Below are 22,906 nucleotides of genomic sequence, written 5' to 3'. Positions count from 1 at the left end.
CATTATTTAACACGGCTAAGATTGAAAAACCGTCATTTCAGCAACCGGCCTGGATTGCCCACAGCCGTTTTGCGTGCGGGAACATCTTTTGTGATGACGGCGCCCGCTCCGATGACCGCATGCTCCCCGATGACGACCGCCGGCAGCAATGTTGCGTTGTTTCCGATTTTCGCTCCTCTTTTAATAGTTGGACCTTGATACGGGTAGTTTCCCATTCCCATATATTTATCATTTGATGTGGAACAGCAAGGACCGATAAACACTTCATCTTCGATCGTCATATCAGCGGTAATATAACAGCCCGTTTGAATCGTTACTCTCTTTCCAATTTTAGTATTGTTTTCAACCATCGCGTTGCGTCCTATAATGCTTTCTCTTCCGATCGCGACATTTTCGCGAATGCTCGCCATGTCTCCCACGAAAACACCTTTTTCCAACAGCACGTCCCGGTATATAACAGCACTCGCACCGACTACGGCATCATCTTCTATCCGCAAAGGCGCTCCCGCCTGCTTCGGCTGGCGGGCCATTTTTTTATTTGAAGAAGCCGCTTTGCCAAGGACGGCCAAATCGCCAATTTTCACCCCGCTGCCGATCTGAGTATCCTTTTTAATAATGGCATGATGACCGATTGTTACGTTGTCCCCGATGACCACGTTTTCTTCAATGACAGCGTGCTCTCCCAATACCACGTTCTTTCCGATCTTTACGGTTTCATGAATCATTGCTTACATCCTCCATTTCTCATTTACACCTGCTGTAGCATATTCAATGCCGACGTGATGAGAAACGGCTGCATAAAAAAACACGGCCGCCGTCAGGCGCACCGTGCTACTTTTCTCTTCTTGCAAAATCGACAAACCGGAACTTATCCAGGCGGTGTCTGCTTTCCGTATATTGAAACAAGGTTGTATCATCAAGGAAAACAAAATTCTTCACAACCACAATGTGTTCGTATCCGTTCAAATCCAAATATTCTTGATCCTCAGCCGTACATGACTCGACAACAATTTCCTTATGGGCATAGCTGATGACGAGCCCGCATTCATCTTCAAGGTATTGGTAGATCGAGTCCTCGCATATTTCTTTCGTCAAGAGCGGCACATGCTTGCGGATAAAATAGTCTTTATCCAGGATGATGCGCTCTCCGTTAATATTCCGCGATCTGACGACACGCCATACCTCTTCATCTCCGGAAGTGCGAAGCTGCTTTTGAATATATGCATCCGGATGCGTCAAGCCGAACTCGTGGACCGTCGTGCTTGTCTCTTTGCCAAGCGTTTCTGAAAGTTCCTTAAAGCTGACCAAACCGGAAACCGGGAACTGCATTTTCTCCCTGTGCAGCACGACTGACCCCTTTCCTTTGATCTTTTGAATATATCCGTTCTGGGCAAGCACATTCAGCGCTTTCCGAACGGTTTCCCTCGAGGTGTCGTGCTGTTCGGCAAGATCGTTTTCAGACGGCAGGATATCTCCGGCATTCAGTATGCTTTGATCGATTTGTTCTGCAATTTGTTTGTAAATCATCATATACTTGTTGATCTTCATTTTTTTACCACCACGCTTAGTTTAGCATGGTTTGGCGAGATGATAAACAATCGATTGATACGGTTTCACTTTAAAGCGTGTAAATGACTCGGGAAGATCGGTGTCATTGGAAATGAGAACCTTGGCATCATAGCCTTCAATATCAATATCATCAGGGAGCTGAAACTCGGTCTCTTTCCCGTAAAAATTATTGATCACCAGCAGTTTTTCATCCGCTCCGTTTCTCAAATACGCGTAAAGCTCTTGATCGTCTTCCAGTATGAGCTGATAATCGCCGGTTGTGATGATATCGAATTCCTTGCGGAGCTCATTCAGCTTTTTATAATGGTAGAAAATCGAATCAGGATCGCTGAGCGCTTTTTCTGCGTTGATTTCTTTGTAGTTGTCAGGCACCGGAATCCACGGTGTCCCCGTCGTAAACCCGGCATTTTCTTCCCCGTTCCACTGCACCGGCGTACGCGAATTATCGCGGGACTTTGATTTCAGGATTTCAATGATTTCGGCTTCCGGCTTTCCGGCTTCTTTCAGCAGACGGTACATATTGAGAGATTCGACATCCCGGTAAAGAGAGATGTCCTCGAATTTCGGGTTGGTCATTCCGAGCTCTTCTCCCTGGTAAATGTATGGCGTCCCCTGAAGCATATGAATCGCGGTTGCCAGCATTTTCGCAGATTTTATGCGGTATTTTCCGTCGTCTCCGTAGCGTGAGACGATCCGCGGCTGGTCGTGGTTGCACCAGAACAATGCGTTCCACCCGCCTCCTTTATTCATTTCAGTCTGCCATTCAGAAAGAATCTTCTTCAGCTTTAGAAAATCAAAATCCGCAAGCGCCCATTTTTCCCCGTTTGGATAGTCGGCCTTTAAATGGTGAAAGTTAAACACCATATCGAGCTCCCGGCTTTCAGGGTTTGTATACCTGATGCAATCTGCGATTGTGGTCGATGACATTTCCCCGACCGTCATGCTGTCGTATTTTGAAAAGACCTCCCTGTTCATTTCATTCAAAAACTCATGAACCCTCGGCCCGTCCGTATAAAATCTGCGCCCGTCCCCATGATCATCATCAGGGAAACGCTGGTCTTTTGAAATCACATTGATGACATCAAGTCTGAAGCCGTCGATTCCTTTTTCAAACCAGAAATGCATCATCTCGTACACTTTTTTTCTGACTTCATCGTTCTCCCAATTCAAATCCGCCTGTGTGACATCATAGAGATGGAGATAATACTGTCCGGTCTCTTCATGAAACTCCCACGCCGAGCCGCCGAACTTCGAATCCCAGTTTGTCGGCGGAGTACCGTCCGGCTTCATGTCCTTCCAAATATAAAAGTCGCGGTACGGATTTTCTTTTCCGGACGCTGCTTCTTTAAACCATTTGTGCTCTGTTGATGTATGGTTGACGACAAGATCCATGATCACCTTTATGCCGCGCTTGTGGGCCTCTTCTAGAAGCTCTTCAAAATCGGCCATTGTTCCATATTCTTCATGAATGTTGTAATAGTCGCTGATGTCATAGCCGTTGTCGTTTTGCGGCGATTGATAAATCGGCGTCAGCCAAATGACATCACAGGCGAGCTCCTTGATGTAGTCGAGCTTTTCAATGATGCCGCGAATGTCGCCGACACCGTTCCCTGTTGTATCTTTAAAGCTTTTCGGATAAATCTGATAGACAACTGCTTTTTTCCACCATGGATTTTCTTTCGTTTCCACTTTTCAACACCACCGTTTTCTTCTTTATGAAATGGGAAAAGGGCTGACAAATATGCGCGCCCCTCTCCCTCTCTTATTTCATTTTTAATTTTGCATAGAGGTATGTTCCGGCGAACGGCGCGATCAGCACGATCGCCATCCCGATTGCAAACGCTCCCCAGTATTGGCTCATGATAGAGAAAATTCCGGGTACACCGCCGACGCCGACCGAGCTTGCCAAAACCCCTTGCGAGGAAATGAACATTCCGGCAATCCCCGAGCTGATCATCGCGATCACAAACGGAAATCTGTATCTGAGATTCACCCCGAACAGCGCCGGTTCGGTAATTCCGAGATAAGCTGAAATGCCGGATGTCAAGGACAGACCTTTCTGCTTCTCATCTTTGACAATAAACATCATCGCAAGCGCGGCTGAACCTTGTGCGATATTGGACAGCGCCAGCATCGGCCATAAAAATGTTCCGCCGAGCTTTGATCCGATCAGCTGAAGGTCAACGGCAAGGAATGTATGATGCATTCCGGTAATGACGAGAGCGGCGTAAAGTCCGCCGTATAACAGTCCGCCCAGCACGGCGAATTGTTCAAAGACAGCAATAAGGCCTGATGTTAAGACATTTCCGATGGCAAACGTAATCGGTCCAATGACAATAAATGAAGCAAAACCTGTGACAAGCAGCGTAATCGGTGCCACGACAAGGAGCTGAATGCTCTCAGGCGTCCGCTTTGTCAAAAAGCGCTCAATTTTTGCCAGCAAATAAGATGCAAGCAAAATGGGAAGCACCTGCCCCTGATAGCCGACCTTCTGCACTTCCAGGCCGAATAAATTCCAGACAGGAATCTCTCCGCTTTGCTCGGCAGCCCCGTATCCCCAAGCGTTTAACAAATCAGGATGCACAAGCATGACGCCCAGCACGATGCCGAGCAGCGGATTTCCGCCAAACCGCTTGACGGCCGACCAGCCGATTAATGCCGGGAGAAATGCGAAAGCCGTTCCCGCAATCAAGTTAATCATATTGGCGAGATCCGCCCATTGCGGATAGACTTCAACGATCGATTTTCCGCTGAAGAAAATATCTTGAGCCGTCAGGATATTGTTGATTCCCATCAGCAGTCCGGCGGTGACAATCGCCGGCAATATTGGAATAAAAATATCTGCAAGCGTTTTCACAGCACGCTGTAAAGGATTCATATTTTTCTCTGAGGCTTTCTTGACGTCATCTTTTGACGATTCGCCGATTCCTGTGGCCTTCACCAGCTCCGCGTATACATTGTTGACCGTTCCTTGGCCGATCACTACTTGAAATTGGCCGTTAGTTGAAAAAGATCCTTTGACAACATCTATTTGCTCCAGCACCTCTTGATTGACTTTGCTTTCATCGAGCAATGCAAATCGCAGCCGCGTCACACAATGGGTTACCGCTGCAATGTTGTCCGCACCGCCGACAGCATCGACAATCCGTCGCGCTGATTGATGTAAATCAGTCATTCCAATCCCTCCTTCTCCTTTTATAACTTGTATATACATGTTATACCTATATTGTATTCCTGTATATACAAGTAGTCAACATATTTTTATAGCGCTTTCAAAAATAAAAAAAGCCCGCCGTTCCCTTCATAAACGAAGGACAGCAAGGCTTCCTCCGATTTATGCGCCGGGAACAACCGGCTGTGATCATAAATTGTTCACTTTTTCATCACGTTCATAAGCGTCGTCCTGCTGACCGATGTCTTTCAAATAATACTTTTCTGATGTAAAAAACTCATCATATAAAGACCTTACTTTTCTGCTCAAAAGCAGCACCGCCAAAATATTCGGAAGAAGAATGAAAACGAGCGCAAGATCAAGGAATCCCCATATCGCCTTTGCTCCTCCGGCAGCCCCGATGATGACGGCGGCCAGATAGACGAATTTAATCATATGCCCCGCGAACCGTCCAAACAGAAATTCAGCTTGTTTTACCCCGTAAAAAATGACCACTGTGATCGTTGATAAAACAAAGAAAACGAGCGCGACGGAGACGAAGTATCCGCCCACAGGGCCGAAATAGCTGCGGAATGCGGCTGCCGCCAGTGCCCCTGGATTGCTCGCCGCATTTTCACCGGTCCAGACGCCTGATGCGAGCACGACGAAGGCTGTGGTCGTGCATATCAGCAGCGTATCGACCACGATGCCGATCACCGCCCAGAATCCCTGTCTCACAGGGTGGTCGGTCATCGCCGCCGCGTGGGCGATCGGCGCCGTCCCCATCCCGGCTTCGTTGGAATAAAGGCCCCGGGCAAACCCCCAGCGAACGGTTTCGGCAACTGCCGCACCTGCAAAGCCGCCGAATGCCGAAGAAGATGTAAACGCATTCGAAAAGATGAGAGAGAAAAATGCGGGTACAGAAGAAAGGTTCATGACGACAATCAGGAAACCGGCCCCGATGTACGCCCCTGCCATAAGCGGAACCGCAAGCTCTGTCACTTTTCCAATCCGTTTAATCCCTCCGAGCACCACTAAACCGATCAAAAAAGCAATCCCGATTCCGGTGTATAAACGATTGAACGAGAACGCCTCAGCTAATGATGCGGAAACCGAATTTCCCTGCACCATGATGCTCGGAACAAGCTCGATCATCAGTGCCACCGAAAAAAAGACGCCGAGCCATTTCATAGAGAGCCCTTTTGTAATGTAATACATCGGCCCCCCGACATATTCGCCTTCTTCGTTTTTTTCTCTGTAGTGGACGGCGAGGACGCTTTCCGAAAACTTGATCGCCATGGCAAACAGCGCGACCAGCCACATCCAAAACACGGCTCCCGGACCGCCGAACATGATCGCCGCAGGCACACCGACGATATTGGCGGCGCCGACTGTTGAGCTGAGAGCTGATGTCAAAGCTTGCAGCGGTGTAACCGTCCCTTCTCCTTTCGGCTTTTTGCCGACGCTTCCGATCGTCTGTTTAAAGATATAGAGAGGATAGCGAAATTGAAAAAATTTCAGCAGGATCGTTAAATAGACTCCTGTCCCTGTCAGCAGTATGATGAGCGGAGGCCCCCAGAGCCAATCTGATATGTATTCAACCCAGTTCAACAATCGTTCCATCCTATCACCCTTTTATTCGTTTATGGGTCAATACCACTACAGGACAGAAATAAACCTGCTTCAGCGTTTTTTATTTCCCACTGAGCCTTCGGTACACTTTTTCTTTATAAAACGCTGAGGCAGGTTTGGAAAACATGCCTTTTTTGTCGGCGAGCCTGTCGAGCCTGAGCCGCGTTTCTGTTTTTCTCTCAATTAAACGATCGCGCTCGTCTTCGTCCGCGCACTTTGCGATTAAGTCGTCAATTGTCATCAGCTCTTTCTTCAAAGCCCCTTCGTCCTCCGTCATTCCGGCGTTTTTCATCACCCGGTAAGCCATGCGGAGATGCTCTGGAACATGGGCGGCATCGTCTTTTTTCAAAGGTTTCCCCATTCCCGGAAGCCCTTCGAATTCGCCGTCCATAATGGCCCGCTTAATCTTGTCTTCAGAAACGATGCTCGAAAAATCCATGGTCTACATCCTCCCCTTTCGTTCATATACTAACAACAGTCTGCCATAAAGATGCGTTCCCGCCAATGCAAGACAAGCGTAAAATATTCCCAAATATTTTTTAGAAAACTGTAAAACCCTGATTTAAAGGGGGTTTTGCGCTTCTTTTCACAAAGTTGGTTTCCGCTTTTCTAAATCGGTATTTCATGGTATATTTTATACATTCGTTTTTTTCTTTCGTTCCGATGGTTTTTTACTGATCCGGAAAAAAGGAGTGTAACAATTGAAAAGATTTATTAAGGAAAGAGGTCTTGCCTTCTTCCTGATAGCCGCCATATTGCTATGGCTGAAAACTTATGCTGCGTATGTAATTGAATTTAATTTAGGAATAACCAACACAGTACAACAGATTTTGCTTTTTGTGAATCCGATTAGCTCAAGCTTGTTCTTTCTTGGATTAGGACTCTTGTTCAAGAAAAAAATACAGCAGACAGCGATTATAGTGATTCATTTTTTAATGTCTTTTTTGCTATATGCAAACGTCGTATACTACAGATTTTTCAGCGACTTTATCACGCTGCCTACGATCATGCAGGCAAAAACAAACGGGGGGCAGCTCGGGGACAGCATCTTCTCGCTCATGCACCCGCTCGATGTTCTGTATTTCATCGACACCTTTATTTTAATCGGGCTGGCTGTTTTCTATAACAGACCTTCTGAAACAACAACGAAGCGCCCGTTTAAAATTGTGATGGGAGCAAGCATCCTCGTCTTCCTCGCCAACCTGGCCGTTGCCGAGATTGATCGTCCGGAGCTTCTGACCCGTTCTTTTGACCGCAACTACCTTGTGAAATATTTGGGAACCTACAACTTCACAATCTATGATGCGGTGCAGAATATCAAGTCAAACAGCCAGCGCGCACTGGCAAGCTCCAGCGACGTGACAGAAGTAGAGAACTATATTAAAGCCAATCATGATAAGCCGAATGCCGAATACTTCGGAAAAGCGAAAGGCATGAACGTGGTTTACATTTCACTGGAATCACTTCAGACGTTCGCGATCGACTATAAGATCGACGGCAAGGAAGTCACGCCGTTCTTAAATTCACTGGCGCACGACAATGAAACGTTTTATTTTGATAACTTTTTCCACCAAACAGGACAAGGTAAAACATCCGACGCGGAATTTATGATGGACAACTCGCTGTATCCTTTATCACAAGGGTCAGTGTTCATTAATAAAGCGCAAAACACGCTGCAGTCGGCTCCGGCCATTTTGAAGTCTCAAGGCTATACATCAGCGGCATTCCACGGCAACTACAAAACGTTCTGGAACCGCAATGAAATGTATAAAGCCATCGGTTATGACAAATTCTTTGACGCTACGTATTACGATATGAGCGAAGATAAAACGAAAAACTACGGGTTGAAAGATAAACCGTTCTTTGAAGAATCAATGCCGCTGTTGAAGAGCCTGAAACAGCCGTTCTATACGAAGTTTATCACCCTTTCGAACCATTTTCCGTTCGAAATGGATGAAGGCGATACAGACTTCCCTGCCGGCGATACCGGCGACAGCGTCGTTGACCATTATTTCCAGTCGGCCAACTACATGGATCAGGCCATTGAACAATTTTTCAACGATCTGAAAAAATCCGGACTGTATGATAATACGATTGTCGTCATGTACGGAGACCACTACGGTATTTCGGAAAATCACAACAAAGCGATGGCCAAAGTATTGGGCAAAGACATCACACCATATGAAAATGCCCAATTGCAAAGGGTTCCGCTGTTCATCCACGCGCCTGGGGTCAAGGGAATCAAATCCAATAAATACGGCGGCGAAGTCGATGTAGCCCCTACCCTGCTTCATTTGATGGGCGTGAATACGAAAGATTACCTGATGAGCGGTTCAGACCTTCTGTCACCGGAACACCGTGAAGTTATTCCGTTCCGCAACGGCGATTTCGTTTCTCCGGAATATACGAAAACGAACGGAAACTACTACGACACGAAAACAGGAGAGCTTCTGAACGAAAAAGACATCGATCCGAACATCGATGAGTCCGTGAAAAAAGAACTCGAAATGTCGGATAAAATCGTCGACGGAGATTTGCTGCGCTTCTATAAACCGAAAGGCTTTAAAGCGATCAACCCGAGCGACTACGACTACACCAACCACAATCCGAAAACATCAGAATCTGATGCGGCGCAAACTACGAAATCGGATTCCGGACAATAAACAGACAGCACCCGCTTCATTAAAAGCGGGTGCTTTTTTTGTCTTGAAGCCGCTCTGTTCCTTTTTTGCGAGCAAATATGGTAAGCTTGAAATAGAATATAAAAAAAGAAAGCGGGAATGAATTGTGATTGTAACAAATGACCAAGAGCTGGAAGGGCTCAAGAAAATCGGCAGAATCGTCGCTTTAGCCAGGGAGGAAATGAAGGCAAAAGCAGCACCCGGCATGAGCACAAAAGAACTGGACCTCATCGGTAAAGAAGTGCTTGAAGCTCATGGCGCCGCATCGGGTCCGGAAAAAGAATACGATTTCCCGGGAACGACGTGCATCAGTGTGAACGACGAAGTCGCCCACGGCATCCCAAGCGAATCCAGAATTTTAAAAGAAGGGGATTTGATCAACATCGACATCTCCGCTGAATTTGGCGGCTACTATTCTGATACGGGCATTTCTTTTGTCCTCGGAAAAGGCGATGAAACGCTCCACAAGCTTTGCCAAACTGCAGAAAGCGTTTTTCAAAAAGGGCTTTTGCAGGCGCGCGCCGGCAAGAAACAAAACCAAATCGGCAGAGCCGTATACAATGAAGCAAAAGCAAACGGGTTCACCGTCATTAAAAATTTGACGGGACACGGGATTGGAAAGAACCTCCATGAAGCGCCCAACCATATCCTAAATTACTATGACCCGTTTGATAATGCGCTCTTTAAAAATGGAACGGTCATAGCCCTTGAACCGTTTGTTTCCACAAGAGCCGAGCATACAATCGAAGCCGGAGACGGATGGACATTCAAAACGCCTGACGGCAGCTTTGTGGCCCAAATCGAGCATACGATCGTCATTACGAAAAACGAACCGATCATTTTAACACAGCTTGACTGATTACGTGAAAAAGCCCGGATCATAGAAGTCCGGGCTTTTATGCTAAAATAAAAGACAAACTGTGCCGAAAGGAGCTTTACCGCATGCTGTTTGCCATCATCGGGCTGATCTTTTTCATCGAGAGCATCCTGTTAATCGTATATGCTCATAAAAAAAAGAACGGCTTCTTAAAATATATCGGAATCGTCCTCAGCATCTCGATCATTGTGATGATCGTCACCAGTTTGACACACGGCTGAAGTCTGCCTCAAACTTCCAAACCACGACGAAAGACTCAGTTTTTAAAAATTGCCGCCTATCCCTTTTCAGCGTTTTTCTATAGATGTTAGAATGCCAATTGCATCGAATTATAGAAGGGAGTTTTCTGCCATGCATTACGGAAGCAAAGGCTGGTATGTAGAAGAACTGAAAAAGCTGGGAATGACAAAGTATGAAGGAAGAAAGCTTCAAAGCTATAAAAAACACTTTTTGGCCAACCTGCTTGAAAGCGTCAAAAAATAAACATGTTAAAGCCGTGCTCCTTTTCGGACACGGCTTGTTTTTATGTGCTCAGCTCCTTTAAAAATGAGTTTCTCCAGCTTTCCGACAGCGCTTCAACCTCAAGGATCTTCCGAATGGCGGGATGATTGCCCCTGTCATGGTACATCAAATGATTGGCGTGCGAAACTGTGGCTTCATGCGCATCTCTTGAAACGAGCTGCAGCCGGGAATCGGGCGCAACGATACCTTCTTCGAGAACCCTGAAGTAAAATCCGCTGAACCCGGTGTCCCTCACCTTTAAAACCATATCTTTTTGATTCAGCCGTTTGGCAAGCTTGAAACAAGGCTGGCGCGGCTGGCTGACTTGAACAAGAGCCTCCCCCAGCTTGAAGATATCACCGATGCACACATCTTTTTCGGTGAGCCCTTTAACCGTCACGTTTTCTCCAAATGCCGCCTCCGGCAGCTTCCGCTTCAAGACGCTTTCCCAATACATGTAGTGATCCGCCGGATAGACGCAAACCGCTTTATCCTCTCCTCCGTGGTGAATCAGATCCGCCTGCCCGTCCCCTTCAAAATTCGTACGGCTCAAATATACGGGTCCGCCGACAGGCTCCTTCACGATTGCCGTTTCCACCTGTTTTCCGTCGAATTCGAATGTACACGGACGGCCTACATGAATAGATAAAATTTCATACTCCTGATGCTCCAAAATCTCACGCCCTTCCTTTATTTTCATATTTTAACGATTTATCCAAAGCATGTCTATCCCATGATCTCAAAATGAGAAATATGGTAGCATAAAAGAAAAGGAGTGTTCTCGATGCTTCAATACAGAATGATTGTAGACGGACGCGTTCAGGGCGTGGGATTTCGCTATTTTGTTCAAATGGAAGCAGATAAGCACAAATTGACCGGCTGGGTCCGGAACCGCGACAACGGCACAGTTGAAATCCGCGCCGAAGGACCCGAGGAAAGCCTGAAGAAATTTTTAAAAGCGATTCAAAAAGGAAGTCCCTTCTCAAAAGTAACGGACGTGAATGTCGAAGAAAAAAAAGAAATTGACGGATTCCACAACTTTAATATCAGCTATTGAAAAATCCGCCATCTACGGCGGATTTTTCAAACGGATCTTGACTAAATTCCTCTTTTATTTTAGTATTTAGTTAAATAGCTAATTACTTAATTCCAAGGATGCTGAATATGAATCAAACCTTTAAAGCTCTAGCCGACCCGACGAGAAGAAAAATTTTAAATCTGCTGAAGGATCGGGATATGACTGCCGGTGAAATATCTGACCAATTTCAAATGTCTAAACCAAGTATATCTCAGCATTTAAAAATTTTAAAACAGGCTGAATTAATTCAAGATGAAAAAAAAGGCCAATACATCATTTACTCGCTGAACACCACAATGTTTCAAGAAATCATCGGCTGGGCCTTCAGTTTTACTGAACAAGCCGGCAAAGATAAAGGGGATGCCAAATGAGAAAACACATCTTTTCACTCGCATTAATTGCCGTCAATCTAATCATGTGGGCAATCGCTTATCCGCATATTTCAACTCAAGTTCCAATCCATTGGTCATTTTCGGGAGAAGTCGACAGGTATGCTTCAAAAATGGAAGCGATGCTTGCCATGATTGGGCTGCTCGTTTTTATGTATATCCTAATGTTCTTAACGCCAAAAATCGATCCGCGCAGAAAAAACTATCAGCTTTTTTCAAAGACTTATTACCTTCTCATCAATGCCATGCTGATTCTGTTTTCCCTGATCAACGTGCTTGTCATCATGACAGGGCTCGGGTATGATCTGCCCGCGGGCAGCATTGTACCGGTTCTAGTAGGCGCTCTACTCATTGTCATAGGCAATTACCTCCCGAGAGTCCGCTCAAACTTTTTTTTCGGGATCAAAAACCCTTGGACATTGAGCAGCGATTCAATCTGGAAAAAAACCCACAGATTTGCGGCGAAAGTATTTACTTTAGCAGGACTGCTGATTATTGCGGACGGATTGTTATCGATCAGCCCAGAAATCATGCTTCCGGTTATTTTGGCAACGGTTTTCGCGCCCTATATTTATTCTTATGTCCTGTACCGGAAAGAAATCAATATGAAAAGCTGACATGAGAACAAATGAAAAAGAAGGCTCCGAATTGGAGCCTTTATTTTATTCCCTTCCGAACCGCCTGCCAAAAAGAGGCCGATTCATGTCCCATCGAGTAGACGGAAACTCCTGCGATTTTATATCGCATGGCAAGGCGGCTTTTCGCCGCAATCGTTTTTTCATCTTCATACCAAACGACATGGCGGTGCTTGTGTTGATCTGTATAAGAAAATCTCATCGACCCCGATCTTTTATCATATACAGGCTTAGCTTTCACTTTTTTCTTAAGCGCCTTTATGTCGTTCCACTGCTTCAATTTGCTGTTCTTTCGGGATGTTAAATCCCAATCATTCCCGTATGAGGGGATGCCCATAATGACTTTTTCGGCTTTGATCGTTTTCACCGCATATGCTAATGAGCTTTTGATCCAGTTCATTCCGGCAACAGAGCCCGGCTCGCTCCAGATCCCGTGTTCATCGTAGGTCATGACTTGTACATAGTCAGCTGACTTTCCGATTTCAGCATAATCATACGGCCAGCTCCATCCATCTTTTCGGTCATCTGCGCTCTTCGCCGGTACCGAAACCATCGTTTTGATCTTGTGTTTTTTCAAAGCTGCTGCGACATGACGGATGAAGCTTGAGTATTTAGCCCTCTCGTTCGGCTTCACAGCTTCAAAATCAATATTGATTCCGGTATTCGCAAGCGTAATAAGCTGTTCTGTAAAGTGCTGCCGCGCCGTTTTGCCGGACATGACCGTTGATGCCAGATTCCCGTCAAAATCGTGAATAGATTCATTGTAATTTGAAATGACCGCCCACGTCTTGAGGCGTTTCTTCTTTGCAAACGATAATTGCTTTTTCGGAGTGTCTCCGATGATATCTCCTTTTTTATTAAACGCGTACGTGTCGAGAGCTGCGGCATTGATATAGTGATGGTATGCCGTCAGCGATTGATAGGATGCCGCTTCCCCTGTTGTATAGCCGAGTACGATTTTGGCCGCTTTTGCTTCTGCTGTATATGTAAGCATCGTTAAACATACAGCGAATACGCTGCATAGCAAGTAGATTTTTCTCATTGTCTATTTATCCTCTCAATCGTTCAAATAAGGCTTTTCCTGATAAAAGTAATTCGGTTTAAGCGTTTTATTTTCATAATAGCTGTGAAAGATATGGGTCGCTGCCGGAGATAACGGCGGAATCAGCCATGTCCAGCTTGCTGAAAGCTCCCTTCCCGCTTCAGCTTCCTGCTCCTCGAACCGCTTGAATTGGCTTGCCGCGGTATGGTGGTCAACAATGCTGACGCCGGCTTTTTTATAGGAGTGAAGCACCGCCGTATTTAATTCAACAAGCGCCTTGTCTTTCCACAGCGAAGTATTCCGCTCCGTATCAAGCCCCATAATGGCTGCCACTTTTTCGAGCACATTATAGCGGTCTGTATCCGCGAGGTTGCGCGCTCCGATTTCCGTTCCCATATACCAGCCGTTAAACGGGGCGGCATTATAATGAATCCCTCCGACTTCCAGCTTCATATCGGCTATAATCGGCACAGCGTACCACTTCAGCCCCAAACTTTTGAAGCCTTCAATCTCCGGATGTTCAATCCGAACCTCTTTGACGATTTCACGAGGCAAATCATACCACACAGGGGAACGGCCATCTATTTGAAAAACAAGCGGCAAAACGTCAAAAGGCGTACCTTCGCCTTTCCAGCCGAGCGCTTCACACGCTTTTGTCAGTTCCAATGACGCCGGATCGCCGATGACACCTTGCTCCGTTTCATACCCCGCATACCTGATCAGCTGATGGTTCCAAATGGACACTTTTTTTTGCCCGCTTTGTTCCGGGGGAAAAATCGTAATGAACGGTCTGATTTTCCCTCCGTTTGTCGCAAGCTCTATATGGTGAAAAAGCGCATCCCGCACCTCTGCCTCGGTTTGAACGCCTCTTTGATCGATGACAGTAAGAGAGTGCCAAAACAGCCGGCCGATGCAGCGGCTGCTGTTTCTCCACGCCATTCTGGCGCCATGTTCGATTTCTTCTAATGTATGTGTATAGCTTCCGGTTTCTCTGATTTCTTCGTCTATTTTATGTAAGCGCATCCTTGTTTCTTCTTCGGACTTCGACAGTTCCCCGTAGCAGAGCTCGATGAAGGTCTTAGCTTCCCTCCATAATTCTTCATATGATTCCAACCGGATTCTCTCCTTCCAGATTTCAGACTGATATTTATTGTATAGGTTTCGATCTCAGTTTAAAACCTTTATGTATGAAAAGACAAAAAACCGCTAAAAAGCATCCGTCAAAGACGGATGCCTGATGATTATTCCTTCATGTTAAGCGTTTTGGTGTTCAGCATGAAGCGGTAAACCGGCAGCTCTTTGCCTGTTTGAGAAGGGATGTAACCCGTGCTCACATAACTGTCAACCGATTCCGGCTCAAGCGCAATCGACAGCAGATTGCTTTGCGGTTGAGCTGTAAAATAGACTTTTGTTCCTTTTGGAAACTCTTTTTTCTGTTTTTTAAGCTTCGTTTCCACCTTGATCACAGGCCGGCCCTCGGATTCTCCTGCTGTTTCTTTCGATAAAACCTCATACGCTTCAGCGGTGAGCTTTTGTTTGAAAGGCAGTGTCACGCTTTTTAATCCCTGATCCTTCAGCTTCTGCTCAATATCTTGATGGCCCGGAAGAACAAGGTAAGCGGTCGGCCGTGTTCTCGACAGCACAGGAACGGCCTCTGAGGCGCTGTAATATTGGACAGGAACGTCAACTGCTTGTCCAGAGGCAATATCAGCGACTTTCAGCGTGTCTTTAAACGGGCCTGCAAATTCACTGTTGATGACCACTTTGTCTTTATCGCTCACTTTTGCGCCATTTTTTATCAGCTTTAATTTTTCTTTGGCGACAAGGCGCTTGATCTCGGCTGCATGCTTCACTGTCGTGTCGATGATCGTCTCATGCGTAGCAACCTGAGCCGCGACTCTTCTTGCAAAATTTTCGCGTCCGATGTCTATCCCCCTGCTTTCCACCAGGAAGGAAAGGGCAGGCTGGAGGGCGAATGCATTACGCCCGATTCTCGCTTCTGTACCGCCTTCATAGATTTCGATTTTTCCGTCCTTGCTTTTTTCCGTCGTATAATATGCATCATTAGAAAAACCTTTTTCATCAAGTTTAGCTCTGACGCCGTTCACATAAAGGCTGTCAGACGCATACCTGATCGATTCGGGAATGTTTAAGTTTTTTCCTGATAAAATTAAAATATCATGGTATTTTAATGACCCTTTTTCGCCTACGCTTTGAAATTCGTTTTGGCCGACACCGTATTCATGGGCATCAATAACGACTTCAGGCGAATATTTATTGAATTCCTGGTGAATGGCGCGGACTTCCGGAGATTCGAGCTTGACATGATCCCTGTTTCCGTCGATTCCGCTCGCCAGCCGTCTGTTAAACTGATACGAGCCGTCAGGATTGACCCGCGGAACGACGATGACATTGATCTTGTCCAACACTTTGTCGCCGTACGGTCCGGCCAGTTTTTCAGCCATCGCCAGGGCCGATTCTCCCGCTGCCGGCTCATTTCCGTGTATCTGTCCCTGCAGCCAGACGGTCGGTTTTTTTGATATGAAACGTATTTGCTTATCCTTTGTGAAATAAAGCACGGGAATATTTCTTTTTTCAATTGAAAAACCGATATTCCCGATTTTGACATTCGGGCTTTTCTTTGTCAGACTGGTTATAAACTTCATCATTTCTTCTTGTGTCGTAAAGGCTTCCCCTTCTTTTACAAAAGCAGGGGTTGAGAATCTTTCTTCAGGCTCCGGATATAATGATGACACTTGCTCTGGCTGAGTATAGTTCTTTCCATAGTAAGGGGTTTCCGCAGCGTGAACCGCATCAGACACCATCAGTCCTGCAAACATTGCCGCAGCTGCCAGCAAAGCTTGGACCCTTTTTTGAATGTTCATCTTTTCTCAGCTCCTTTCAGGCATACCTGCATTATAAATGAAATATCAGCTTGTTTTGTCTAAAATTTCAGAAAATTATTCCTTTGGTATACAACAACATCCGAAATATAGAACGATGGATGGCCATCATCACATGTAAATGGTTAGTTTTTCCCTATAAAAAACATTCAGCCTGGCTGAATGTTTTAAGGGCAGCATATGGCATTTTACGAATCAGAAGCGGGAAGGCGGCCTGACAGATCAAGGAGCTCTTTGGAAAAATCGTTTCCTTTCATCGGTACACCGTGTCCCGTCAACAATGCAGCCGGTTTTAATTCCGACAGCTTCCGAACTGAGTCCGCCGCTTTTGTCCAGTCCATTGTGAAATATGCCGGGGGTCCGTTCAGCTCCTGCTTTTGAATCGCCACTTCAAACAGAGATTCCTGCTCTACAGTTGTAACGGCGTCACCTGCGATCAAGGTTCTGTCCGACTGCCTGAAAAGCGAAACATGACCCGGTGTATGGCCCGGCGTCTCAATCCATTTCCACCCTTTAAGAAACGGAAGCGAACCATCTTTATTAAGCTGCTTTACATGGGATGAAATGTTGATTGAGTGCCTCGGAAACAACGGAGACATCTTTGCAACCAGCCCGCTTTTTACTTGCGGTTTGGCAGGCGGATAATCGGCTTTTCCCGTTAAATAAGGCATTTCTTTCTCATGGGCGTAAACTGGAACCGGCCATGTTTCGAGAAGACCTTCCAAAGCGCCGATATGGTCGAAATGTCCATGCGTCAAAACGATTGCTTTTAGGCGAAAATCACCGAACCGCTCCTTCGCCTCTCTTAAAATAAATGGAGCGGACTTGGGCATTCCGGCATCGATTAAAACGGCTTCCCGCGAATCGGGATCAAAAATAAAATACACATTGACGATTTGCACCGTCAAACCGAATACGCCTTCGGCATACTCTTCCAGGACCCCGCTGTTGATGGATGTCAAAGGCATGTAAGGATCACTCATTATGTTCACCACACTCACTTATTATATATTTTATTACTTTGCACATTTGACTGTAGGATATGCATGGATGAGCACCTTTGAAAAATGAAGGAGGGACAAACCAATGGGAGATGGTCAGTGGTTTACTGTGACAGAGCTTGATGAATGCACATATGCGATCAGCGAATACGGGCATTGGGAAAAAGTAAACTCTTATTTGCTTATAGGGGCGAAGGAAGCCGTTTTAATTGATACAGGGCTTGGTATCGGCAGCATGAAGACGGTAACGGATAGTCTGACCGATCTGCCGGTCAGCGTCATCACAACCCATGTCCATTGGGATCACATCGGAAGCCACGGTGAATATCAGCGCATTTACGTCCATGAAGCTGAGAAAGAATGGCTGATGGACGGAATCAAAGGGCTTCCGATCGAACAAATTCGCCGTGATGTCTCGAGAGATATCACCAAGCCTGTACCGGCCGGCTTTTCCGCTGATACATACACCCCGTTCAGAGGCGAACCGTCGGGAACGCTGCAAGACGGCGATACAGTCGGCTGCGATTCAAGGCCGCTCGTTATTTATCACACGCCCGGTCACTCCCCGGGGCATATCTGTATCTTTGATCCAGCGTCAGGCTACTTGTTTACCGGCGACCTGCTGTATACCGGAGCCCCCATCTATGCATTCTACCCGACGACTGATCCGGTCCAATTGATTCAGTCGCTTGAAAAAATCTCGGCTATCGGGCGCGTGAAAAAGGTTTTCGGCGGGCATCATCAGCTCGGTCTTAACCCTGACATTTTGCAGGAAGCCGGGCATGCGGCACTGCACTTAAAGAAACACGGGCTGGCAAAACACGGCACAGGCACGCACCGATTCAATAGCCTTAGTTTTCAGTTTTAACTAAAAAAGATGATTGCCCAGCCGGGAATCATCTTTCGCGCTTTCCTCAAAAATGCAGACCTTTCCTGCGGTAACCTGATCCTTTAGCTCCGAACATGAAAGACGTCAGGCAGAAACCCATTACACCGCCGGCCGTATTTAAAATTAAATCATCCACATTAAAGGTTCTCGCCATTATGAATCCAGTCACAGATAGCACAAGCTGGAGACTCTCAATCAAAAAGCTTGTCAAAAAAACAAAAACCGCCGCTTTTTTCAGCGGAATTTTCCTCCATAGAACGGAAAGATACACACCTAAAGGAATGAGCAATAAAACATTAAAAAATGTAAGCTTGACAGAATTCCAAAAAAACCAATCAAACCCGCTCTGCTGATGCATTTGCACCCATTCAGCAACAAAATAAAACGGAATGAGCTGAATGTTCATTTGAGCGTATGCCGGCTGCGGCGGAATGTTGATTCCGCCTATCGTATAGTGATAAACGACGCTCAAATAAACAATAAAACTGGCAAACACCATTTTTCTAAAAAAACTTGTTTTTTTTCGGTTTTTCACAATGTCGTACAAAAAGTAGACGATTGCGCACATGAAACCGAGCAGCATTAAATCAACTGACCAAAACATTAAAATTCACACCTTTATTTTTAGTCACTATACTAACAAGTTTTGTGGATTTTCACCATAGCTCATAAACACTAATTACCAAACTATTCTTCCTTAGTTTTTAAAGCGTCAGAAATACTTATTTTTTTCAATACAAAAAATAAGATAGACAGTGAAATCAAAGATAAAGTACTTGTGAAAGCAACTGAATAAAAATAATATTTGAAAAAATAATTATAATTATTATAGTTTTCAGGCATTGATAATGTAAGAAAAAGAATGATCGTTCCGCTTAAAAGAAAAGCTAATATTAAATAAATAGTCATTTCAATTATCAGGTCTTTCAAGACGGCTGTGACGCTTTTTCCAAAAGCTCGATTAATTGCAATTTCAGCTTTTCTTTGAATGATTCTAGAATACATTGTTGCAGCTAATGTTAAAACAGAGTAAAATGCAGTAACCGCAAATAACACAGTCCCAAGTATGGATAGATAATTAGAAATTGACTCAAGTCTCTTATTATCTTCTGTTTCTGAATAATACAGACTTCCAGGAATTGATGAAACCATTTGTTTCGTCTTATTAATAATCCCCTTCTTTTTTTGTTTAGAAATTGAATGGTCAGTATATATTGTCAATTCTTTATAGCCATCAAAAACCCCAATTTTTTTAGCCACTTCTTCATAAATTAAAACTGTAATTCCCTCACGTTCTTGAGAAATCTGATTTTGTTTCATCAAGTAAGGAGACAAGATAATCCGTTCTACCTTCAAATCCCAATTTTCAAATTTTGGTTTTTTTTCATCAGAATATGCAATCCTGCCGATTTTCACTTCGTCTCCATTTATAATTTTATTATTCATTTCTTTTTGATTTATTTCAGGAAAGAAAATAAAGGCTGATCTTGATTTTTTCACTTTCCTTACGGAACTTTCATCAAAACTATACATGCGTTGGAGATGTTTAAGTTCACTGTCATTCACTAATACAAAATTCACGTTAGGAATAGGTATAAGATTATTTGGTACTAAATTATCTATTGTGTCCTCAGATATTTCAACATTTATATTCTCCAGCTTATAGGTATTTATCCAAGATTTAATATTGGGTGAAAGTTGTTGTTTGGTTAGGAGCAAGGTGCTCCCTAGGGAGTTTGGAACTTTATCAATATAAACAACTCCTGGCAAGCGTTGAAGATCTTCTACACTTTTATAATCAAAAGAAACAGATTGATTGGTTTCGATAATATAGCCATTTACATGTTCCTCAGCAGTCAGTTGCTTAGATGAAAGTATAAAATCCGGTGTTGTTTCTTCGGATTTTTCAATTGTTTCATCGGCTATTAACTGGGTGAAGAAAAAAATCATGATCGAGAAAGACAGTATAACAATAAATAATATAGAAGATTTCCATCGAAACGTAAGTTGAATCACCAAAGACTTCAATTTAAAAGGAAACTTTTCTATAAATTGATAAACACGGTATCCTTTTGCTATAAGCGGATTCCCTTTTAAATTAGTATGAATTGTTTCTTTGCTTATTTTTTCCGTTACAATTAGTGCTGTTATACATAATGAAAAAAATAATAAGGTGAGCCAAATCGTGACGAACAGAGTAGATTCCAACAGAGGTGAAGAACTGTAGTTTTCAGTACGATATGTTTGATGATTTAATATCTTTTTCAAGTACACCCCAACAGGAAAAGATATTAAGAAACTCACTAAAACAATAATGGTACTCTGAAAAAAAACAAGAAGCCTTATATGATTTTTTTTTGCTCCGTGGGATCTCAGTATCGCAATTTTTTGCCGGTAATTCTGATAGAACACCTCAAATATTCGAAAACAGCAACACAACGAACCAAATATTAGAATGATCGAAAAAAATAAACATATATAGAAAATCCTATTATAGTTTTTATATCCTTCATTAAAAAGATTCTCATTTTCATATAATTGTTCAGGGCTAGACAAATGTTGCTCAAAATTTTCATTTATTTCTTGTTCGATCTTTTCTACATTTTCATTTTGAAGTGAAAAGATAAAACTTTTTTGTATATCAATGTGCTTATCTGCATTAAATTTTGTCGGACTTATAAAAACATTTGGATATGTATTCTTTCCTTTTTCTATATTTATTGGAGTAGACCAATTTGAGGAATAGTTATTCACAATACCTACTATTTGATAAACTTCCTCAACAGCACCTATTTTTAATTTAACATCCGCTCCAATAACGTCATTTGTTTTAAAAGAGTCAGTTAAAAATGATTCAATGGCAATCTCATTTTTGTGTACAGGCATCCTCCCATGTAAAATATGTATATGCCCTAATTCTAAAGCACTTTTGTCAAACCATCCAATAGAAGCTCCGACTGAAGATTCATTAAAATCTTCAGTGTAACCAACTAAAAAAATTCCTCCTCCTTTTTTTACACTATGTATTCCTTTTAACTCTTTGAACTCCTTTTCACTAAGATTGTTAATTATAGCATGATGCTCACCATATTTTTCATAGGCCTTTTCTTTTGTGTATTTCAGAATTTCTTCTGTAGCGCTGTTCACCATAATAAGAAAGACCATTGAGATAGAGATTATTAAAACCATTAAATAAGATATTTTTCTTCTTTGGAACAACGACTTAAAAGCTAATTTAACCCAAAACATATTTCAACACCTTTATAAAGTTTTGACTCGTCCATCTTCAATTAAAAAAAGCTGATCTGGCCTCTCTATCAAGTTCTCTTCGTGTGTAACAATCACTAATGTTTTATCAAATTCTTTGCATAAAGAAACTAAAAGTTCAATAACTTTTTCCGCATTTTTTTGATCTAAATTACCAGTAGGCTCGTCCGCAAAAATGATTTCTGGATCATTTGCCATTGCTCTTGCAATAGCAACTCTTTGTTGCTGACCACCTGACAGTTGGAAAGGAAAAGATTTCAACTTGTGCCCAATCCCTAAAATATTTGTCAGTTTCTTAATGTCCGAAATGTCTTTTTCCTTTTTATTAATCATTAGTGGTAGGATAATATTATCAAACACTGAAATTTCAGGTATTAAATGATAATTTTGAAAAATGAAACCGAAATTATTGCCTCTAATATTAGCTTGTTCAGGATCCTTTAATTTGTAAAAATTTTGCTGTTTAAACCACACATGGCCGTTGGTAGGTTCCTCCATGCCACCAAGAAGACTCAGCAAAGTTGTTTTACCTGATCCACTTTTCCCTAAGATTACATTAATTGAACCCTTGCTTATAGAAAGAGTAGTAGGGTGCAACGCATTAAATAATGAAGCACCCTCCCCATATGTTTTTGTTACTTGATTTGTCGATATTATAATTCTATTATCTTGTCTCATAATATTCTTATTGTTTAATCCTTCCTCCACCTTTTATATTAATTCCGTAATCTGAATATGTGTGCTTCGTAACATTAACTCTGTAAGTTCCTTTAGCCACTTTTCCTACATTTTTGCTATAACTTTTTCCGGTGGTTAATCTACCGGTACTGTAGCTAGTAAATACTCCTTTGCTAATTGTGACAGTATATTTATGAGTTTGTGACAGAGTTTCACCAGTTTCAGCCTTAATAGTTCTTGCACTAGCAGTTATAGTGGTAGATTTATTGCTTAGTTTATGTTTAGCTTCTCCAGTTACTGCTGATCGGATATTGAAAGAATATGGCTCATTATAAGCTAAACTCACCGTACTAAAGCCGAAAATAAAGACCAAAGCTACCACAGAGAAAGTACCAAATATTTTCTTTCTCTTTAATAATCTTTTCATAAATAATCCCCTCTTCCTTTTTATCTTCTTTTTGATTGTCCAATCAGAAACAGATCTGTCATATATTAGGTTAATATGAAAAATAATGTAAGTCAATGCATAAATTAGATTTCTATATCCATCATTTGTTTCAAAGAAATAACTAATATAAAACGGATATATGATGATAGATAGGCTAATTCCAAA

23 protein-coding genes are annotated in these 22,906 nt (G+C 43.4%); 8 read left to right on the top strand and 15 right to left on the bottom strand.

Annotation, left to right across the window (positions count from 1 at the left end; translation table 11 throughout):
* Positions 1-32 precede the first annotated feature (32 nt).
* The 6 genes from MHI30_RS04070 to MHI30_RS04045 all read right to left on the bottom strand — a co-directional run bounded on the left by MHI30_RS04070 (position 33) and on the right by MHI30_RS04045 (position 6,791).
* Positions 33-725: an N-acetyltransferase gene (locus tag MHI30_RS04070; RefSeq protein ID WP_075755073.1), complete on the bottom strand. Its 693-nt coding sequence runs from the start codon at positions 723-725 to the stop codon at positions 33-35.
* 106 nt (positions 726-831) lie between these two features.
* On the bottom strand, positions 832-1,548 hold the full coding sequence (gene treR / locus MHI30_RS04065) for a trehalose operon repressor (RefSeq protein ID WP_075755071.1): 717 nt from the start codon (positions 1,546-1,548) through the stop codon (positions 832-834).
* Between the two features lie 21 nt (positions 1,549-1,569).
* Positions 1,570-3,258 carry an alpha,alpha-phosphotrehalase gene (gene treC / locus MHI30_RS04060; protein ID WP_075755069.1) on the bottom strand — a complete coding sequence of 563 codons (1,689 nt, stop codon included), beginning with the start codon at positions 3,256-3,258 and terminating at the stop codon, positions 1,570-1,572.
* Between the two features lie 73 nt (positions 3,259-3,331).
* Positions 3,332-4,744 (bottom strand): PTS system trehalose-specific EIIBC component, encoded by a 1,413-nt coding sequence (gene treP, locus MHI30_RS04055; protein WP_065644568.1) that lies wholly within the window; start codon positions 4,742-4,744, stop codon positions 3,332-3,334.
* A 186-nt stretch (positions 4,745-4,930) separates the two neighbouring features.
* Positions 4,931-6,343 (bottom strand): sodium:alanine symporter family protein, encoded by a 1,413-nt coding sequence (locus MHI30_RS04050; RefSeq protein WP_075755067.1) that lies wholly within the window; start codon positions 6,341-6,343, stop codon positions 4,931-4,933.
* A gap of 70 nt (positions 6,344-6,413) precedes the next feature.
* The gene (locus tag MHI30_RS04045; protein WP_075755065.1) at positions 6,414-6,791 is read right to left on the bottom strand and encodes a DUF1992 domain-containing protein; all 378 of its coding nucleotides are present in this window, start codon (positions 6,789-6,791) and stop codon (positions 6,414-6,416) included.
* 262 nt (positions 6,792-7,053) lie between these two features.
* Between MHI30_RS04045 and MHI30_RS04040 the strand changes: the two genes are divergently transcribed.
* From MHI30_RS04040 to MHI30_RS04025, 4 genes are all read left to right on the top strand, one after another.
* Complete coding sequence (locus tag MHI30_RS04040) at positions 7,054-9,015, top strand: LTA synthase family protein (protein WP_075755063.1); 1,962 nt, start codon at positions 7,054-7,056, stop codon at positions 9,013-9,015.
* Positions 9,016-9,139: 124 nt separating this feature from the next.
* The gene (gene map, locus MHI30_RS04035; protein WP_075755061.1) at positions 9,140-9,892 is read left to right on the top strand and encodes a type I methionyl aminopeptidase; all 753 of its coding nucleotides are present in this window, start codon (positions 9,140-9,142) and stop codon (positions 9,890-9,892) included.
* An 83-nt stretch (positions 9,893-9,975) separates the two neighbouring features.
* Entirely contained in the window at positions 9,976-10,131 is a 156-nt protein-coding gene (locus MHI30_RS04030) for a hypothetical protein (protein WP_020450539.1), read from the top strand.
* Positions 10,132-10,261: 130 nt separating this feature from the next.
* Positions 10,262-10,393, top strand: a complete 132-nt coding sequence (locus MHI30_RS04025) for a DUF2639 domain-containing protein (protein ID WP_003179731.1) — start codon at positions 10,262-10,264, stop codon at positions 10,391-10,393.
* 40 nt (positions 10,394-10,433) lie between these two features.
* Here MHI30_RS04025 and MHI30_RS04020 read toward each other — a convergent pair whose 3' ends face one another.
* Entirely contained in the window at positions 10,434-11,084 is a 651-nt protein-coding gene (locus MHI30_RS04020) for an MOSC domain-containing protein (RefSeq protein WP_081379950.1), read from the bottom strand.
* Positions 11,085-11,195: 111 nt separating this feature from the next.
* Between MHI30_RS04020 and MHI30_RS04015 the strand changes: the two genes are divergently transcribed.
* The 3 genes from MHI30_RS04015 (at position 11,196) to MHI30_RS04005 (ending at position 12,495) form a co-directional block, all read left to right on the top strand.
* A complete protein-coding gene (locus MHI30_RS04015; protein WP_075755057.1) occupies positions 11,196-11,468 on the top strand; it encodes an acylphosphatase in 273 nt (90 codons plus the stop codon).
* 107 nt (positions 11,469-11,575) lie between these two features.
* Entirely contained in the window at positions 11,576-11,860 is a 285-nt protein-coding gene (locus tag MHI30_RS04010) for an autorepressor SdpR family transcription factor (RefSeq protein WP_009329070.1), read from the top strand.
* Entirely contained in the window at positions 11,857-12,495 is a 639-nt protein-coding gene (locus tag MHI30_RS04005; RefSeq protein WP_075755055.1) for an SdpI family protein, read from the top strand. The genes MHI30_RS04010 and MHI30_RS04005 overlap by 4 nt, the downstream gene beginning before the upstream one ends.
* Positions 12,496-12,535: 40 nt before the next feature.
* Here the strand turns inward: MHI30_RS04005 and MHI30_RS04000 are convergent, their stop codons facing one another.
* The 4 genes from MHI30_RS04000 to MHI30_RS03985 form a co-directional block, all read right to left on the bottom strand.
* Positions 12,536-13,555, bottom strand: a complete 1,020-nt coding sequence (locus MHI30_RS04000; RefSeq protein WP_075755053.1) for a glycosyl hydrolase family 18 protein — start codon at positions 13,553-13,555, stop codon at positions 12,536-12,538.
* 15 nt (positions 13,556-13,570) lie between these two features.
* Positions 13,571-14,668 (bottom strand): nitric oxide synthase oxygenase, encoded by a 1,098-nt coding sequence (locus tag MHI30_RS03995; protein ID WP_075755051.1) that lies wholly within the window; start codon positions 14,666-14,668, stop codon positions 13,571-13,573.
* Between the two features lie 128 nt (positions 14,669-14,796).
* Positions 14,797-16,440 (bottom strand): M14 family metallocarboxypeptidase, encoded by a 1,644-nt coding sequence (locus tag MHI30_RS03990; protein ID WP_075755049.1) that lies wholly within the window; start codon positions 16,438-16,440, stop codon positions 14,797-14,799.
* Between the two features lie 206 nt (positions 16,441-16,646).
* The gene (locus MHI30_RS03985) at positions 16,647-17,441 is read right to left on the bottom strand and encodes an MBL fold metallo-hydrolase (protein WP_154495831.1); all 795 of its coding nucleotides are present in this window, start codon (positions 17,439-17,441) and stop codon (positions 16,647-16,649) included.
* Positions 17,442-17,544: 103 nt separating this feature from the next.
* Between MHI30_RS03985 and MHI30_RS03980 the strand changes: the two genes are divergently transcribed.
* Positions 17,545-18,327, top strand: a complete 783-nt coding sequence (locus MHI30_RS03980) for an MBL fold metallo-hydrolase (protein WP_075755045.1) — start codon at positions 17,545-17,547, stop codon at positions 18,325-18,327.
* 46 nt (positions 18,328-18,373) lie between these two features.
* Here the strand turns inward: MHI30_RS03980 and MHI30_RS03975 are convergent, their stop codons facing one another.
* The 4 genes from MHI30_RS03975 to MHI30_RS03960 all read right to left on the bottom strand — a co-directional run bounded on the left by MHI30_RS03975 (position 18,374) and on the right by MHI30_RS03960 (position 22,720).
* Complete coding sequence (locus MHI30_RS03975; RefSeq protein ID WP_026578898.1) at positions 18,374-18,952, bottom strand: VanZ family protein; 579 nt, start codon at positions 18,950-18,952, stop codon at positions 18,374-18,376.
* Between the two features lie 83 nt (positions 18,953-19,035).
* Complete coding sequence (locus MHI30_RS03970; protein ID WP_145699660.1) at positions 19,036-21,597, bottom strand: ABC transporter permease; 2,562 nt, start codon at positions 21,595-21,597, stop codon at positions 19,036-19,038.
* A gap of 12 nt (positions 21,598-21,609) precedes the next feature.
* Positions 21,610-22,323 carry an ABC transporter ATP-binding protein gene (locus MHI30_RS03965; protein ID WP_223254876.1) on the bottom strand — a complete coding sequence of 238 codons (714 nt, stop codon included), beginning with the start codon at positions 22,321-22,323 and terminating at the stop codon, positions 21,610-21,612.
* Entirely contained in the window at positions 22,301-22,720 is a 420-nt protein-coding gene (locus MHI30_RS03960) for a hypothetical protein (RefSeq protein ID WP_026578901.1), read from the bottom strand. Before MHI30_RS03960 ends, MHI30_RS03965 begins: the two co-directional genes overlap by 23 nt.
* Between the last annotated feature and the right edge of the window lie 186 nt (positions 22,721-22,906).

Origin of the sequence: Bacillus sp. FSL L8-0528 (assembly GCF_038593085.1) — a bacterium.
In the GTDB taxonomy this organism is placed as follows: Bacteria; Bacillota; Bacilli; order Bacillales; family Bacillaceae; genus Bacillus; species Bacillus paralicheniformis.
The sequence above is the reverse complement of the archived record's forward strand: the minus strand, read 5'-3'. Positions and strand labels throughout refer to the sequence as shown.

Bases quoted from the DNA above. Each gene is read 5' to 3' on its own strand.
- MHI30_RS04025 (WP_003179731.1), top strand. From the start codon at position 10,262: ATGCATTACGGAAGCAAAGGCTGGTATGTAGAAGAACTGAAAAAGCTG.
- MHI30_RS03970 (WP_145699660.1), bottom strand. From the start codon at position 21,597: ATGTTTTGGGTTAAATTAGCTTTTAAGTCGTTGTTCCAAAGAAGAAAA.
- MHI30_RS03985 (WP_154495831.1), bottom strand. From the start codon at position 17,441: ATGAGTGATCCTTACATGCCTTTGACATCCATCAACAGCGGGGTCCTG.
- MHI30_RS03980 (WP_075755045.1), top strand. From the start codon at position 17,545: ATGGGAGATGGTCAGTGGTTTACTGTGACAGAGCTTGATGAATGCACA.
- MHI30_RS04015 (WP_075755057.1), top strand. From the start codon at position 11,196: ATGCTTCAATACAGAATGATTGTAGACGGACGCGTTCAGGGCGTGGGA.
- MHI30_RS03975 (WP_026578898.1), bottom strand. From the start codon at position 18,952: ATGTTTTGGTCAGTTGATTTAATGCTGCTCGGTTTCATGTGCGCAATC.
- MHI30_RS04005 (WP_075755055.1), top strand. From the start codon at position 11,857: ATGAGAAAACACATCTTTTCACTCGCATTAATTGCCGTCAATCTAATC.
- MHI30_RS04010 (WP_009329070.1), top strand. From the start codon at position 11,576: ATGAATCAAACCTTTAAAGCTCTAGCCGACCCGACGAGAAGAAAAATT.
- MHI30_RS04070 (WP_075755073.1), bottom strand. From the start codon at position 725: ATGATTCATGAAACCGTAAAGATCGGAAAGAACGTGGTATTGGGAGAG.
- MHI30_RS04030 (WP_020450539.1), top strand. From the start codon at position 9,976: ATGCTGTTTGCCATCATCGGGCTGATCTTTTTCATCGAGAGCATCCTG.
- MHI30_RS04000 (WP_075755053.1), bottom strand. From the start codon at position 13,555: ATGAGAAAAATCTACTTGCTATGCAGCGTATTCGCTGTATGTTTAACG.
- MHI30_RS03960 (WP_026578901.1), bottom strand. From the start codon at position 22,720: ATGAAAAGATTATTAAAGAGAAAGAAAATATTTGGTACTTTCTCTGTG.
- MHI30_RS04050 (WP_075755067.1), bottom strand. From the start codon at position 6,343: ATGGAACGATTGTTGAACTGGGTTGAATACATATCAGATTGGCTCTGG.
- treP (WP_065644568.1), bottom strand. From the start codon at position 4,744: ATGACTGATTTACATCAATCAGCGCGACGGATTGTCGATGCTGTCGGC.
- MHI30_RS04045 (WP_075755065.1), bottom strand. From the start codon at position 6,791: ATGGATTTTTCGAGCATCGTTTCTGAAGACAAGATTAAGCGGGCCATT.
- treR (WP_075755071.1), bottom strand. From the start codon at position 1,548: ATGAAGATCAACAAGTATATGATGATTTACAAACAAATTGCAGAACAA.
- MHI30_RS03990 (WP_075755049.1), bottom strand. From the start codon at position 16,440: ATGAACATTCAAAAAAGGGTCCAAGCTTTGCTGGCAGCTGCGGCAATG.